Consider the following 14,841-nt stretch of genomic DNA (forward strand, 5'->3'; position numbering starts at 1 on the left):
CATGGCGAAGCTCCCCTGTTCGCCATGTTGAATCAGAGCGACGCCAGTCTGGGAATCCCCAACGAGTCACGCTCTCGGAGACTTGGTATAAGGGCCGCCATTGGGAGATCCTCCTTGCGGATGGCACCCGCCACCCAGCTTGGCCGCAGCATGCGCCTGGCTTGGGCGCTACGCTTTGAGGCAACGCAACGGGTCCTTCTGGATCGGCAGGGCGCCTCCCTTCTCAGCCCGGCCGCATCTCGCCCTCGATACGCCCGTCGCGCAGGCTCACCAGCCGGTCGAACCGGCTGAAGATTTTGTCGTCATGCGTCACCACCAGCACGGCGGCGGCCTGTTCCCGCGCCACGCGCCGCAGCAGGTCCATCACCACCTGGGCGCGTTCTGAATCAAGCGCCGCGGTGGGTTCGTCCGCCAGGATGATGTGCGGCTGGTTCGCCAGGGCACGGGCGATCGCCACCCGCTGCGCCTCACCGCCCGAGAGCTTGGCAGGCATCGCATCGGCCCGCTTGCCGACCTGCAGGTAGTCGAGCAGGGCGCGGGCCCGGCTGCGCGCCACGGTGAGCGGAACGTTGTTGAGCGTCATCGCCAGGGCGACGTTGTCGGTGGCATCGAGGAAGGGCAGCAGGTTGTGGAACTGGAAGATGAAGCCGATTGTCCGGCGTCGCAGCGCCCGCAGGTCGGCCTTCGCCCAGCGGCCCTGCCACACCGTCTCGCCGGCCAGGCGGAGCACGCCCGCATCCGGCTCCAGGATGCAGGCCACCAGGTTCAGCAGCGTGGACTTGCCGCTGCCGGAAGGGCCGCGCAGGCCCACCACCTCGCCGGCGGCGACGTTCAGGGTGATGTCGGACAGCGCCTGGACCCGCGCCCCGCCTTCGCCAAAGCCCTTGGCGATGCCCTGCAGCGCGATCAGCGGGCTCATCCGCCCAGAGCCTGGGCCGGCTCGACCCGCAGCGCGTAGCGCACGCCGAGCAGGCTGGCGGCGAGGCAGATGACGAAGACCAGCAGGCCGAAACCGGCGATCTCCTCCGGCCCCAGCACCACGCGACGAGGAAAATTATCCTTCACTGCCAGCAGCAGCGCCGCACCGCCGGCGAAGCTGACCGCGCCCAGCAGCATCGCCTGCTGCATCACCAAAGCGACGATGGTGGCATCCGGCGCGCCGATCAGCTTCAGCGTGGCGATCTCGCGCATCTTGTCCATGGTCAGCGTGTAGATGATCAGCGCGACGATCACCGCCGAGACCAGCAGCAGCACCGTGGTGAACAGCCCCAGCTGCTTGCGGGCACGGTCCACCACGCTGCGGGTCAGCACCTGTTCCTGCTCGGCCGCGGTCAGCGCGGCGAAATGCTTCCAGCGCCGGATCTCGGCGGCCACCGCCGCCGGATCGGCATGCGGCGAGAGCCGGGCGATGACCGCATTCACCGTGTCCTGCGGCAGCGCGCCGCCGCCGCCCTGCTGGGCCCGCCGCGCGGCCGGCGGGTTCAGGCGGAATTGCAGGTCCTGGCTGTCCCGCAGGGTGATCCAGGCCAGCGGGTCGCCGCCGCTCGAGACGGTGCGGGTGCTGAAGCCGACCACGCGGTAGCGGATATTGGCCATCTCCACCATGGCGCCGAGCGGCACCCCGGCGCTGCGGTCCAGCACCATCTCCAGCCGGCCGCGGCCGATGCCGCGGCCTGCCAGGATGCCCGGCGGGCCGCCCGGCCGGTCCGGCTCGTAGCCCACCACCTGCAGCCGCAGCACGGCGCCGATGCGTTGCCGCCCCGCCTCGCCGGCCCTTTCCCGCACCAGCGCCTCGCTCGGGGGGGCGCCGCTGCCGGGGCCGCCGGCATGGCGCGCCTCCACGGTTTGGAAGGTCAGGCTGCCGGCCGCGGTCACGCCGGGCAGCCGGGCCACCGCCTCGCGCACGTCGCCGGGGATGCGGCTGGCCTCGGCGAAGGGGCCGCGGCTGCCGCCCTCGACCACCCAGAGGTCGGCGCGCAGGCCGCGCGCGAGCGACAGCGCCTCCTCGACCACGCCGCCATAGATCCCCACCATGGCCAGCGCCACGCCGAGCAGCAGGCCGAGGCCGAGGCAGGTCAGCAGGAAGCGCCCGAGGTTGTGGCGGATGTCGCGCAGCGCCAGGTTCATCGCGGCCGCGCTGCCCGGCCTTCCTGCATGGCACCCGAGACCTGGGTCACCACCGCCAGCGCCTCCGGCAGGGTCGGGTCCAGTGCCAGCCGCGCATCCAGGGTGCGGGCGATGAAACGGACCTCGCGGCGCCGCAGCGCGCCTGTCTCGATGGTCCAGACCCGGCCGGTGGCGCCATCGAAGCCTTCGACCGCGGTCTCCGGCACCAGGCGGGCGGTCGGCAGGCGGCCGGTCTCGATCTCCAATTGCACCTGCTCGCCGAGGACGATCTGCGGCGGGCAGGTCTCGCAGCGGGCGTGGATGCGGCGCTCCTCCGTCACCCGGTCGCTTTCCAGGCCGATGCGGATCACCCGCGCGACGAATGCCTCCCCGGGCAGGGAGCGCAGGCGCAGCATTGCCGGCTGGCCTTCGCGGATCTGCCCGGCGCGACCCTCATCGACATAGGCCAGGGCCCAGAGCGAGGCGGCATCGACCAGGGTGAAGACGACTTCACCCGGTGCCAGGGCGGTGCCCGGCTCACGCTGCCGGCCGACCACCAGCGCGTCGTAGGGCGCGGCGAGGCTGTGCTTGGCGAGCGTGGTCTGCTCAGCGAGCAGCCCGGCCTGCGCATCGGCCAGGGCGGCGCGCGCCACCGCCAGGTCGGCCCGGGCTACGGCCAGGTCGGCGGCGGCGATGACCGCCTCGGTCTCCGCCAACTCCGCGACCTCGACCGAGGCATTGCCGCGGGCGGCGAGTTCCCGCCGGCGGTTGGCCAGGCTGCGCTTCTGCTGCGCCTGGGCGGCGGCGCGTTCGAGTGCGGCGGCGACGCGTAGCTGCTGCGCCTCGGCACTCTGCAGCCCGGCCGTGGACCTGGCGACGCGGGCCTGCTGCGCCGTCGGATTCAGCCGCGCCAGGACCTGCCCGGCCACGACCCGGTCGCCATGGTCGGCGAGCACCGCGACCAGCGTGCCGGCGACCTCGAAGCCGATGCGAGAGGTGACCCGCGCCTCCATCGTGCCCAGGCCGAAGACGCGCACCGGCACGTCCTGCTCCGCCCGGGCGACGGGCAGGTCGAGCGGCCGGTGCCGCAGCGCCCAGACGGCGCCCGCGCCGGCGATGGCCACCAGCGCGACGCCGGCCAGGACGCCGATGCGGCGCATCGGGCGGGATCAGGCGCTACGCTTGCCGAGCGGACAGGTATTCACGCCCAGCAGGCTGTAGACTGGGCAATTGCCGATCAACCCGGTTGCCAGCGGCACGAGGCCGATCAGCCCCCACCAGCCCAGCGGGCCGAACCAGCCGAGTGCGAGAAGGATCAGACCGGCCACGATCCGCAGCCCCTTGTCGATGTCACCCATATTGCGCGTCATGCTCGTTCTCCTGCCAACTTGGGAAGACTACCAACCGGTATCGAAATTGCATTGCGTTGGCTCAATGGGCCGCGTTTGCGCCCGCCCAGGCGATAATGCCGCGGGTGGGCAGGGCACCAGCCTGGCGTGCGACCTCGCGCCCGCCAGCAAACAGGGCAAGTGTTGGGATGCTGCTGATTGCCAGTTCGGCAGCAAGTCCGGGCGCCTCCTCCGTCGATACCTTGACCAACCGCATGCGGGGTTCGAGCGTCCGTGCCGCCGCCTCGAAGGCGGGCGCCATGGCGCGGCACGGGCCGCACCAGGACGCCCAGAAATTCACCAGCAGCGGTATGCCGCTATGCCGGAGATGCCGGCGGAAGCGCGCTTCGGACAAGGCGACGGGCTTCGCCTCGAACAGGGCGGCGCGGCATTCGCCGCAGCGCGGGCCGTCGGCCAAGCGCGCGGCCGGGACGCGGTTGATGGCATCGCATTGCGGGCAGAGGACCTGCAGCGAGGTGTTCATGCCTGGGGTCTCCCTCAGTTCGTGGTGCGGGACGCTTCGGAATTGGCGCGCAGCCAGTCCTGGATCGGCGCCCAGGGGCCGTAGCGGTGCTGCTCCGGTGTGAAGGGGCCGATGAAGGGCGGGTAGCCGGCATCGACCGGCTTCTTCGACCTGTCGGGATAGTCGGCTTCCAACCCAGCCTTATGCGGCCGCGGCTGGCTGTTGACGAAAGCCGTGACGTCGAAGGCGTCCTCGACGGCGATCGCCGGTGCCTCGAAGGTGGTGCCGAGCGGCATGTTGGCGTGCACGAAGCGAGCGGCGGTGATGGTGCGCGCCATCCCGGCGCCATCGTTGTAGCTGTCCGGTCCCCAGAGCGGCGGAAAGCGGTAGCGTCGCCCCACCTCGCCGGCCTCGGCCGCATCCAACCGCTGGCCCTCTCCCCCGGCGCCGTGGCAGGCGGCGCAGGTCTCGGCGAAAACCTGCCGACCGCGCACCGGATCCGCGGCACGGGTGAGCAATGGCAAGGGCGGCGAGCCACGGCCATGGAGTGATCGGCCGACGCGTTCGGGTGCGCTGACATGGCGAATATAGGTGAGGATCGCCTTCATCTCCGGGCCTTCCACCAACAGGGGGCGGCCGTTCATGCTGCGCTCCATGCAGCCGTTCACCCGCTCCTCCAGCGTGCGGACCTCGTTCTCGCGGCCAATATACTGCGGGAAGACGCCCCAGATCCCGGCGAGCGGCAGGCCGAACTGCTGCGTGCCGGCCCGCAGGTGGCAGGACTGGCAGTCGAGGCCGTTGCCGGCGAAGCGCATGGCCGGATCGGTGGCGTCAGGCCCGATCAGCGAGGAGGTGCGGGCGATCAGGTCGCGGCCGCGGCGCACGGTCCGGCCGTAGATGTCGTCCGGCAGGGCATCGGGATCGGGCACGGTCCATGCCTCTGCGGTGGCGGGCAGGGCGGCAGCCGGCGCTGCGGCGGGGGCCATCGGGACCGGGACCGAAGCGGACGCCGAGGCCGGCGTCTCCACGGGTGCGCGGGCGGACGGCGCGACGGTCTGCGCCACCGGTTCGGGCCGGTGCAGCGCCAGCGCCAGCCCGCCGGCAACGACGGCAGCGATGGCGACCTGCATCAATGATGGTCCACGCATCCTGGAATCCTCCCGCACGTGTTCTGTGCCTGTGGTCCGTCAGCCCGGTCGCGCCACTGCCTGTCCGGTGCCGGATGCGCCGCCGCGTCCTGCACCGACCGTGAGGTGGTAGAGCCCCATCCCACCCAGCATCGCCACCACGAAGACCAGCACCTGCCAATCGCCGAAGCCGAGCGAGGCCAGGGCCGGCCCTGGGCAGAAACCCGCGAGCCCCCAGCCGATGCCGAACAGCGCCGCGCCGCCGAGCAGGCGCGCGTCAACCTGCCGGCGTGCCGGCGGCGTGAAGGCGATGCCGCAGATCGGTGCCTTCATCCGGCCGCCAAGCCGGAAGCCGAGCGCCGCCACCGGGATCGCCGCCGCCATGACGAAGGCGAGGCTGGGATCCCAATCGCCGGCGACGTCGAGGAAGCCGAGCACCTTCTCCGGGTTTACCATCCCCGAGACGATGAGGCCGAGGCCGAACAGCAAGCCAGCGGCGAGGGCGGCCAGGATCCGCGGCATCGGCTCAACTCCCCAGCAGGTGGCGCGAGACGAAGACCGTCGCCGCCGCCGTTGCCATGAAAACGCCGGTCGCCGCGATCGAGCGCGGCGAGAGACGGGCGATGCCGCAGACGCCATGGCCGCTGGTGCAGCCGCTGCCGAGCCGGGTGCCGAAGCCGACCAGCAGCCCGGCCAGCACCAGGCGGGCCGGATCGGCCGCGATCAGCACCTCCGGCGCGCCGAGCGTCGTGGCATAGAGCAGCGGCGCCCCGATCAGACCGGCGAGGAAAGCCAGCCGCCAGCCATGCTCGCCGGCCGGCGCCCCGGCGAGCCCGCCGAGGATACCGCTGATGCCGGCGATGCGGCCGAGCGCGACCCAGAGCAGCGCCGCCGCCATGCCGATCAACGCACCGCCCGCCGCGGCCGAGTAGGGGGTGAACTGCGTCATCCGATGCCTCCCCAATCCATGCCTCAGGCCGCCAGCTCCGGCTGCGCCATCCATTCCCTGCCGCGCAGCATCGCCTTCCAGTAGACCCAAGGCAGCATGCGCTCCTTGAGCAGCCAGGCGAGGCGGCTCGGCTGCCTTCCATCGATCAGCCAGGGTGGAAAGCTCGGCAGCAGCTTGCCGCCATAGCCGAACTCGGCCAGCACGATGCGCCCGCGCTCGACCGTCAGCGGGCAGGAGCCGTAGCCGTTGTAGAGCGCGTCGCCCCCCTGCACCGCACCCATGTCGCGCAGCAGGTTGTGCGCGACGATCGGTGCCTGCTTGCGGGCAGCGGCGGCGGTCTTGGCATTCGGTGCGTTGCAGGCATCGCCGAGGCCATAGACGCCGGGGAAGCGCTTGTGGCGGAGCGTCGCCTGGTCCACGTCCAGCCAGCCTGCAGCATCGGCCAGCGGCGAGGCCCGCAGGAAATCGGGCGCCGTCTGCGGCGGCACCACATGGAGCATGTCGAAGCGCCGCTCAACCTGCTCGGTCGCGCCGTCGGGGCCGGTGCGGGTGAACCAGGCGGTGCGGGCCGGCCCGTCGATCCGCGTCAGCCGCTCCTGGAAGTCGAGGTGGATGCCGTAGCGCCTTACGTATTCCATCAGCGCCGGCACGTAGTCCTTCACCCCGAACAGGACGTTGCCGGCGTTGCAGAAATCGATGCGGATATCGCCGAGCACGCCGCTACGCCGCCAGTGATCGGCCGCGAGATACATCGCCTTCTGCGGCGCCCCGGCGCATTTGATCGGCATCGGCGGCTGGGTGAAGACCACCGTGCCGCGCTGCAGGCCGCGCACCAGCTCCCAGGTATAGGGCGCGAGGTCGTAGCGGTAGTTGGAGGTGACGCCGTTCCGCCCGAGCGTCTCGGGCAGCCCCTCGATGCCGCCCCAGTCTAGCTTGAGGCCAGGAGCGACGACCAGCCTGCTATAGGTGACCACCCGGCAACCGTCGAGGATGACGGCGTTGTTCGCCGGCTCGAAGGCGGCGACCGCGGCCTTGATCCATGCGACGCCAGGCGGAATGAGCGAGGCCATGGTGCGCGCCGTGGTCCGGGCGGCGAAGACGCCGCCGCCCACCATGGTCCAGCCGGGCTGGTAATAGTGGATGTCGGCCGGATCGATGATGGCGATGTCGAGCTCCGGGCTGCGCGCCTTCAGGCTCGCGGCGACAGCGATGCCGGCGGCACCGCCACCGATCACCACGACCTCGTGCCGCACCTCGCCGGTCGTGGTCGGGGTGCGGCCGCCATTGGCGATGCGGCGGGCGACGCCGGTCATGTCGTAGCCGACCGCCTTCGCCGTGGCGACGATGTCCGGCAGGGCGCGGCCGCGCGCCGCCTCGGCCAGCGACCAGAGCGTCGCCGAGCGCGTGCCGGTGCGGCAATAGGCAAGCACGGGCTTCGGCAGCCGGTCGAGCAGCCGGCCGAAGGCGACGGCGTCCGCGTCGGTCACCTTGCCCGAGACGACCGGCAGGCAGGCGACCTCGAGCCCCGCCTCGGCCGCGGCGCGCACGATCTCCTTGAAGCCGGGCTGGTCGGCGCCCTCACTGTCCGGCCGGTTGCAAATGATGGCGCGGAAGCCGAGGGCTGCGAGATCCGCCACCTCCGCCGGGCGGATCTGCGGCGCGACCGAGACGGCCTCCGACAGGCGTCTCACGTCCATGGCACGTCCTCCCTTCGGTTCAGAGGGTGTCCAGCGGCACCTTCAGGAACCGCTTGCCGTCCGGGCCGGGCGCCGGCAGCTGCCCGGCATGCATGTTTACCTGGATCGAGGGGATGATCAGCCGCGGCATCCCGAGCGTCGCGTCGCGTGCGGTGCGCATGGCAACGAACTCCTCCTCGCCGATGCCGTCGTGGACATGGATATTGCGCGCGCGCTCCTCGGCGACCGTCGTCTCCCAGCGAATCTCCCGCCCGTTCGGCCCGTAGTCGTGGCACATGAACAGCCGTGTCTCCGGCGGCAGCGCCAGAACGCGCATGATGGAGCGGTACAGCACGCGGGCATCGCCGCCGGGGAAGTCGGCCCGCGCAGTGCCGCCATCCGGCATGAACAGCGTGTCGCCGACAAAGGCTGCATCGCCGATCACATGCGTCATGCAGGCGGGCGTGTGGCCGGGCGTGTGCAGCGCCACCGCCGTCAGGCCACCGATTTGGTAGGTGTCGCCGTCCTGGAACAGCCGGTCGAACTGGCTGCCGTCGCGGCGGAACTCGGTGCCCTCATTGAACACCTTGCCGAAGGTGTCCTGCACCACGGTGATGCGGTCGCCGATGCCGATGCGGCCGCCGAGCTTCTGCTGGATGTAGGGCGAGGCCGAGAGATGGTCGGCGTGCACATGCGTCTCGATCAGCCATTCGAGCCTGAGGCCGTGACTGCGGATATGGGCGATGATCGCATCCGCCGAGCGGGTGGTGATCCGCCCCGCCGCCCAGTCGAGGTCGAGCACGCTGTCGACCACGGCGCAGGCGGCCGAGCCAGGATCCTTCACCACATAGCTGATTGTGTTGGTGTCAGGGTCGAAGAAGGGCGTGACCTCGGGCTTAACCGAAAGGTTGGTGCCGGCAGCGATGTGGGACATCTGGGTTAGCCTCCTCCTTGTGGCGCGCGGATGTCAGGCGTGGCCCACCGAGCGCCAGATGATGTAGGCAGCCACGACGAAGACGACGGCGGCGAAGATGCGGTTGAGCGTGTTGCGGTTCGCGGCCAGCCGGCAGGCCGTGCGCATGCCGAGCGCACCTCCAACAATTCCTCCGGCGATGAATTCCGCCGCGATTCCCCAGTCCACCAGGCCCGAGGCGGCGTAGTTGAGCGCGGTGGCAAGGCCGAAGGCACCGACGGCCAACAGCGAGGTGCCGACTGCGTGGATCATCGGCATGCCGGTGGCGACGATCAGCCCGGGCACGATCAGGAAGCCGCCGCCGATCCCGAAAAAGCCCGAGAGCAGCCCGACGCCGAGCCCGACGCTGCCGATGCGCATCACCACGGGTGTGGTAAGTGCGATCGGGCCACCCTGGTCACCGCCCTTCCGCGGCTGCAGCATGGCGAAGCCGATGACGACCATCATAACTGCGAACAGCAGAACCAGGCGCTGCCCGTCCATCGCCTTGCCAAGGGTGGAGCCGCCAAGCGCGCCGAGCACGCCGGTGACGGAGAAGATTGCAGCCACGTTCCAGCGCACATTGCCCGCCCGCGCGTGGCCCGCGAAGTTGACGAAAGCATTGGCTGAGACGGCGAGCGCCCCGGTCCCGAGCGCAACATGCGGCGGCAGGCCGACAGCGTAGAGCAGGAGCGGCGTGGCGACGATGGAGCCGCCGCCGCCGATGAGACCCAGCACGAAGCCGACCAGGCTGCCGGAGCCGAGCGCCAGAATCGCCTGCGTCATCCTCTCCTCCCCCTGGGTGGTGGCATCTCCCATCCCGCGATGGCAAAGACCCCGGCCTCGCCGCTCGGTTGGTGCTTGGCGGGCCGCGGCGGTGCGGTGGTCACGGCCAAGGGCGCTGGCTGTGCGGGATGGCACGGTATCGAGACCTCGGGCGCACCGGCCGGGAAGGCGACGCGCAGCGCCTCCAGCACCTCGGCGACGCGTGCATCGGCTAGGCTGTAGACGATCGACTTCGACTCTCGCCGGGTCGCCACAAGGCCGGCTTCGCGCAGCGCCGCGAGTTGCTGGGAGAGGTTGGGCTGCTTCAAGCCGAGCTCGCTCTCAAAGCCGGCGACGGAGAGCTCGCCCTCGAGTAGGCGGCACAGGATGCGCAGCCGCATGGGATGCGCCAGCGCGCGCAGGAACTCCGCGACAATTTCGGGATCGCAGGCGGGCGCGTTCATCGCTTCGCTCCTGCCTGCGGCTGGTAGTACCAGGCTGGTGCGCCGCCTGCCTTTCGAGCCTCGGCGTCCTGCACGGTCAGCGGCGGGGGCAGCACGCCCTCCTCGCCAGGCTTCCAGTCGGCTGGCGTGGAAACGCCGGAGGCATCGCTCTCCTGCAGTGCGGAGAGGGTGCGCAGCAGTTCCTCAATGCTGCGGCCTGTCGTCATCGGGTAGTAGGCGAGCATCCGGATGACCCCAGCGGGGTCGATCAGAAAGCTGCCACGAACGGTGGCGGTGCTGGCGTCCCCCGGATGGATCATCCCATAGGCGCGGGCCATCGCCATGGAGATGTCCTCGGCGATGGGGAAGGGGATGGTGACGCTCAACTCCGCCTCGATAGAGCGGACCCAGGCGAGGTGGGCAAAGAGGCTGTCAACCGAAAGGCCGAGCAATTCGCAACTCAGCGCCCGGAAACGGCCATGCGCGCGGGCGAAAGCGATGAACTCGGAGGTGCAGACCGGGGTAAAATCGGCAGGGTGGGAGAAGAGCAGCAGCCAGCGGCCGCGATAGTCGGCCAGGTTTCGCTCGCCCATCGTAGTACGCACGCGGAAGGGGATGGCCGGCTCGCCCAAGCGTGGGGTGCGGAAGGGGGCCTCATGGGCAGTGGGTGCGGCCTCAGCCATTGGGGGCTGACCTTGGGATGTTCCAAGCGTGTTGGTCATGCGTCCTCGTCCTCTCTTAAAAAAATATATATTATAAATTCATATTTTATCAAGTGAAGATGAAGACAGCATGTCGGGGCCTTCGCTGGGTGCTCCACCTGATCCATGCGACGCCTTCGGTTCGCCATACCCGCCACCCGGGTGCACAAGCCGGCCTGAAGGAGACAGTCCAAATGCAGCGCCAAATCCTTCCTCGCCGCCGACCCGCTCGCGCCCTTGGCGGGTTCAATTGCCCGCCCCGGTCCGTGCCCTCGGCCCGGGGGGGCGCGCCTGTCATGCACGCCGTCGCCGCCTTCCAGCAGGCCACCGGCATCCCGGCCGAGATCGTCGCCGGACCAACGCCTACTTGGGCTGTGCGCATGGCCGGAAGGGCCGACCTCGCCTTCTCCGGCGCTGAGTACATGATGGACGACTTCGCCGGGCAGTTCCGCGAGGCGCTGCTGCCGGAGGCCTACACTCGCTATGCTAAGTTGCGCGACCTGCTGGTCCGCCCGCCGGCCGAAGCGCGGATCCTCGCCACAGGTGGCACCGGCCAAGTTGCGTTCTGGGAGGATATTACCGGGCGCGTTGTGCTCGTCGCCCCGGACACCAGCCCGAGCATGCCGACATCGTCCAGATCAAGGGGTCGTTCCGGATCCGGCGTTCGGCTGGTGCTGTGATGACCCGGCAGGACGCAGCGCGCGAAGGGACGCTTGCTTCACTGCCTCCGTCGCCTTGGCTGGTCAGGGTAGCCTGCCCTGATGTCTCCTACGATGACGCCTCTCAGTCGCGTGAGCCGTTCCTCGTGCCAGAGACTTTCATCCCCCAGTTCTCACCGCTGCTCCAATTGGTATCTTCACGGCTCGTCTCCACTGACCGACCCACCGCCCTGAGGCGCAGGTTTGGTCTGGGTTTCCGCGACAACCTTGATGGTGCAATTTCAGAACGAATCCGGGCTTTCTCGCCGAAATGCCCCAGACTTTCTGGACCTTAAGGGTTGGCCGATTTTTAGCGTTAAGGTTTAATCCCCTGATTGTATGTTGTTTGCTTTACAGGTTGTGGCTGCGAGTCGGAGGGATCGCCGCCTAGCAGTCGGCTCTTCGAAAACTGCTGGTCTCGAACCAATAAGCAATCTGTGTCATCTGTATCATCACATGAGTAACGCACACATCTCCCCTCGTTGGGATGCTCGGTTCCTGGCTCTGGCAATGCATATTGCTGATTGGTCGAAGCACCGCACAACCAAGGTCGGCTGCGTCGTGGTTGACGACGACCGCCGAATTCGGGTGACCGGCTACAATGGCTTCCCGCGCGGGGTGACCGACCTGCCGGAGCGTCTTGCCGATCGTCCAACGAAACTGCTTCTCTCCGTGCACGCCGAGGCCAACGCGGTCGCCACGGCCGCGCGCTCGGGGGTGTCGCTCGCTGGCTGCACGGCCTACATCACCCATCCGCCATGCGCAGCGTGTGCGGCCGTACTGGTTCAAGCAGGAATCCAGCGCGTTGTGTTCCAGGGGCAGTTACGGGCCGACTGGGTAGACAGCGAGGCGGCAGGACGTCTCATCATGGACGAGGCCGGTGTGGCTTGGCAGCGCGGGGCAGCGACTGAGACGTGATGATACGCATCCTGACGAAGCGCACCTGCTCATAGCCTGACCATTTCCGGGAATGTCATGCGCTTCAATGGTTGACCCCGTACTTTCACGGACGGCGGCTGAAGGTGCGACGAACGGAGAAACTCGCGTGGCCCAAGCCATTGGCCACCGAGGCAGGCGGTAATCGTTCGACGCAGCGCCGGGGGCAGGGCGAGTTTTGGCCCTCTACAACTTCCTGTTGACTTGGTCCAGCAGCAGCTCCGCAGCCGCGGCGTCAAAGGCGCTGTTCCGGCCGCGCCCCTGCCGCCCGGAGCACAGTCGTGTACCGCTCAGGTTCGGCGCGAGTGAATGCGTCCACCTGCCGTGGTGTGACAACCTCAATCTTGATCTGTGGCCCGAGCTATACTCGGTTGGGGTGAAGGTATCGATGATGCGGCCGATGCTGCGCCAGAGGTCATCGAGGGTGCGCTCGGCCGCCTTGCGTAGCATGGCCTTCAGCTTGGCGAAGGCTTGCTCTATGGGGTTGCAATCGGGGCTGTAGGGGGAGGTAGAGCAGGCTCGCGCCTGCCGCCTCGATCGCAGCCCTGACGCCTGCGCCCTTGTGGCTGCCGAGGTTGCCCATCACGACGATGTCGCCTGGACAGAGTTCGGGCACCAGCACCTGCTTCAGATAATCCTGGAAGAGAGCCGTTGATCGGTTCGCCCAGGACCATGAGCGTGGCCATGCCGGTGTTGCGCGGGCCGGCAACAAAGGTCATGCTTATCCAATGGCCGTGCGAGATGGCGGCCCGCAGCCGCCTGCCCTGGGGCGCCCGGCCATGGGGGCGGGCCATGTTGGTCGAAGCCCAGGCCTCATCTATGAACCCAAGCTGTCTGGGTAGAGACCAGGCTGAGCTTCGATCTGCGCCAGTGCCGGTTCCCGCCGAGCAGCCCTGGCGAAACCAAATCCGCCTCCCGCGCCAGCGCCGCCCATAATATCAAGACGGAGCCGCGATGCTTCTCAACGCTGAGCAGCAGCCGTGAAGGCGAAGTTCTCGTAGGCGTTCTCCGCCACGCGGAACCATTGAAACTGTTCATCTCGGAAAGCCTTGTAGCTCGTCCACATCTTGCGGAAGCGCGGGTTTTGGGTTGCCGTGTCCTCATACAGCTCATGCGTTGTGCGCCAAGCAGCCTGCAAAATCTCCCGCGGCCAAGCTCTCAACTGTGCCCCGCCCGCGAGCAGCCGGCGCAGCGCTTTCGGGTTCGCCTCGTCGTATCGGGCGATCATCTCCAGCGTCGCCTCGCCGCAGGCGACCTCCAGAATGTGCTTGTATTGATCGGGCAGACCATCCCATGCCCGGTTGTTCATCATGAACACCCCACGGGAAGACCCGTCCCAAAAGCCTGGCGCATAGTAGTATTTAGCCACGCGGTGGAAGCCAAGCTTCTCATCGTCGTAGGGCCCGATCCATTCCGCCGCGTCGATCGTCCCACGCTCAAGCGAAGGATAGATGTCCGCGGCTGCGATTTGCGTCGGCGCAGCACCGAGTTTTGCAAAGACCTGCCCGGCGACGCCCGAGATACGAAACTTCACCCCTCTGAGATCGTCCAAGCTGCGGATTTCTTTGCGGAACCAGCCGCCCATCTGGGTGCCGGTCTCACCGAAAGGAATACCAACGACATTGTAGTCACGGTACAGCTCCGCCGCGATCTCGTTGCCGCCGCCATAGCGCATCCAGGCGGTCAACTGCCGCATGTTCATGCCCCAGGGAATGGCGGCAAAGGCAGCCAACGTCGGATCCTTGCCGATGTAGTAGAGGCTGGAGGTCTGGCCGCATTCAATGGTGCCATTCTGCAGCGCATCCAACACCTGAAGGGCAGGCACGATCTCCCCGGCTGCGAAGCAGCGGATCTGGAAGCGGTTCTCTGTCATCTGCGCGACACGGCGCGAGAGGTACTCCGCTCCGCCGAATAGAATATCGAGGTTCTTAGGAAAGCTGCTGGCTAGGCGCCAGCGGATTTCGGGATGCTGGGTCTGGGCAAGTGCGGGCGCGGCCAGCGCAACTGGAGTGGCCATTGCGGCAGCGCCCAAGATGACACGACGGTTCATGGTTACGTTTCCCTATTATTATTGGCTGCGAGTATGGTTCGCAGAATGGGAGCATGCATAGCCGGAACAGGGGAGCAACGGCAGGTCGCGGGGAAAAAGGGCATGCCGTGTTGTCCGCATAGGCTTGCCGGGATTGATGACAGCCAAGGCGGCAGTGGCTACTTTGCATTGGGCAACGAAAGCATTGGGCTGGTGGGCGCGGAGGAGCTGACCAGTCTGCTTACGACAACTAGGGTCTGTGACCGGACTGTCTGACTAACCGATCTGGCTCCGATCTGGTCTCTGGCCGCGCCACCTTGGAAGGTCTTGAGGCTTTCAAGGAACGCGGCCATGACCAGGACAAGCCTGGACGACGCCCAATGGGTGTCGCTGATGCTGGTGATGCAGCAAATCCCCCTTGTCTGGAAGCGTGATGACGTGGCACTGCGCCGCTTCGTTGAGGCGGCGCTCTGGATTTGCCGAACCGGCGCGCCGTGGCGCGACCTGCCAGACGGGTTGGGTCTCTGGTCGAGCGTCTATCACCGCTGGCGGCGTTGGTGTCTGCGCGGCTGGTGGGAGGTGATCTTCGAGGCGCTCCGCCCGAGCCT

At 68.2% G+C, this 14,841-nt stretch carries 17 protein-coding genes and 1 pseudogene; 3 read left to right on the forward strand and 15 right to left on the reverse strand.

The features are described 5' to 3' along the window. Positions 1-223: 223 nt before the first annotated feature. From BLR02_RS26405 to BLR02_RS26465, 13 genes are all read right to left on the reverse strand, one after another. Positions 224-919 (reverse strand): ABC transporter ATP-binding protein, encoded by a 696-nt coding sequence (locus tag BLR02_RS26405; protein ID WP_090571144.1) that lies wholly within the window; start codon positions 917-919, stop codon positions 224-226. Continuing rightward, a complete protein-coding gene (locus BLR02_RS26410) occupies positions 916-2,127 on the reverse strand; it encodes an ABC transporter permease (RefSeq protein ID WP_090665254.1) in 1,212 nt (403 codons plus the stop codon). The genes BLR02_RS26405 and BLR02_RS26410 overlap by 4 nt, the downstream gene beginning before the upstream one ends. Further along, positions 2,124-3,266, reverse strand: coding sequence for an efflux RND transporter periplasmic adaptor subunit (locus BLR02_RS26415; RefSeq protein ID WP_090665255.1), 1,143 nt, complete (start codon positions 3,264-3,266; stop codon positions 2,124-2,126). Before BLR02_RS26415 ends, BLR02_RS26410 begins: the two co-directional genes overlap by 4 nt. Before the next feature lie 9 nt (positions 3,267-3,275). Then, on the reverse strand, positions 3,276-3,476 hold the full coding sequence (locus BLR02_RS26420; protein WP_090571138.1) for a YgaP family membrane protein: 201 nt from the start codon (positions 3,474-3,476) through the stop codon (positions 3,276-3,278). 61 nt (positions 3,477-3,537) lie between these two features. Beyond that, entirely contained in the window at positions 3,538-3,978 is a 441-nt protein-coding gene (gene trxC, locus BLR02_RS26425) for a thioredoxin TrxC (protein ID WP_090665256.1), read from the reverse strand. A gap of 14 nt (positions 3,979-3,992) precedes the next feature. Then, the gene (locus BLR02_RS26430) at positions 3,993-5,087 is read right to left on the reverse strand and encodes a c-type cytochrome (protein WP_218128085.1); all 1,095 of its coding nucleotides are present in this window, start codon (positions 5,085-5,087) and stop codon (positions 3,993-3,995) included. 57 nt (positions 5,088-5,144) lie between these two features. Beyond that, a complete protein-coding gene (locus tag BLR02_RS26435; RefSeq protein ID WP_090665258.1) occupies positions 5,145-5,606 on the reverse strand; it encodes a DUF6691 family protein in 462 nt (153 codons plus the stop codon). 4 nt (positions 5,607-5,610) lie between these two features. Next, on the reverse strand, positions 5,611-6,033 hold the full coding sequence (locus tag BLR02_RS26440) for a YeeE/YedE family protein (RefSeq protein WP_090571130.1): 423 nt from the start codon (positions 6,031-6,033) through the stop codon (positions 5,611-5,613). Between the two features lie 23 nt (positions 6,034-6,056). After that, on the reverse strand, positions 6,057-7,730 hold the full coding sequence (locus BLR02_RS26445; RefSeq protein WP_090665259.1) for a bifunctional protein tyrosine phosphatase family protein/NAD(P)/FAD-dependent oxidoreductase: 1,674 nt from the start codon (positions 7,728-7,730) through the stop codon (positions 6,057-6,059). A gap of 19 nt (positions 7,731-7,749) precedes the next feature. Next, positions 7,750-8,643 (reverse strand): MBL fold metallo-hydrolase, encoded by an 894-nt coding sequence (locus BLR02_RS26450; protein ID WP_090571126.1) that lies wholly within the window; start codon positions 8,641-8,643, stop codon positions 7,750-7,752. A gap of 33 nt (positions 8,644-8,676) precedes the next feature. Further along, on the reverse strand, positions 8,677-9,447 hold the full coding sequence (locus BLR02_RS26455; RefSeq protein WP_090571124.1) for a sulfite exporter TauE/SafE family protein: 771 nt from the start codon (positions 9,445-9,447) through the stop codon (positions 8,677-8,679). Continuing rightward, positions 9,444-9,890 carry an ArsR/SmtB family transcription factor gene (locus BLR02_RS26460; RefSeq protein WP_090665260.1) on the reverse strand — a complete coding sequence of 149 codons (447 nt, stop codon included), beginning with the start codon at positions 9,888-9,890 and terminating at the stop codon, positions 9,444-9,446. Before BLR02_RS26460 ends, BLR02_RS26455 begins: the two co-directional genes overlap by 4 nt. Beyond that, positions 9,887-10,552 (reverse strand): peroxiredoxin, encoded by a 666-nt coding sequence (locus BLR02_RS26465; RefSeq protein WP_090665261.1) that lies wholly within the window; start codon positions 10,550-10,552, stop codon positions 9,887-9,889. Before BLR02_RS26465 ends, BLR02_RS26460 begins: the two co-directional genes overlap by 4 nt. 314 nt (positions 10,553-10,866) lie before the next feature. On the opposite strand from BLR02_RS26465, the gene BLR02_RS26470 reads away from it, so the two are divergent. Continuing rightward, the gene (locus tag BLR02_RS26470) at positions 10,867-11,250 is read left to right on the forward strand and encodes a type 2 periplasmic-binding domain-containing protein (protein WP_090665262.1); all 384 of its coding nucleotides are present in this window, start codon (positions 10,867-10,869) and stop codon (positions 11,248-11,250) included. A 474-nt stretch (positions 11,251-11,724) separates the two neighbouring features. Beyond that, positions 11,725-12,186, forward strand: coding sequence for a deoxycytidylate deaminase (locus BLR02_RS26475; protein WP_090571116.1), 462 nt, complete (start codon positions 11,725-11,727; stop codon positions 12,184-12,186). 384 nt (positions 12,187-12,570) lie between these two features. Here the strand turns inward: BLR02_RS26475 and BLR02_RS30660 are convergent. Continuing rightward, positions 12,571-13,043 (reverse strand): annotated as a pseudogene (locus BLR02_RS30660) (IS630 family transposase); the annotation flags it as partial. A 122-nt stretch (positions 13,044-13,165) separates the two neighbouring features. After that, entirely contained in the window at positions 13,166-14,254 is a 1,089-nt protein-coding gene (locus BLR02_RS26480; RefSeq protein ID WP_090571110.1) for a TRAP transporter substrate-binding protein, read from the reverse strand. A gap of 381 nt (positions 14,255-14,635) precedes the next feature. Here BLR02_RS26480 and BLR02_RS26485 point away from each other — a divergent pair. Further along, a partial coding sequence (locus BLR02_RS26485; protein WP_245704972.1) for a transposase occupies positions 14,636-14,841 on the forward strand: 206 nt, incomplete at its 3' end.

Source organism: Belnapia rosea (assembly GCF_900101615.1).
GTDB classification, from domain to species: domain Bacteria; phylum Pseudomonadota; class Alphaproteobacteria; order Acetobacterales; family Acetobacteraceae; genus Belnapia; species Belnapia rosea.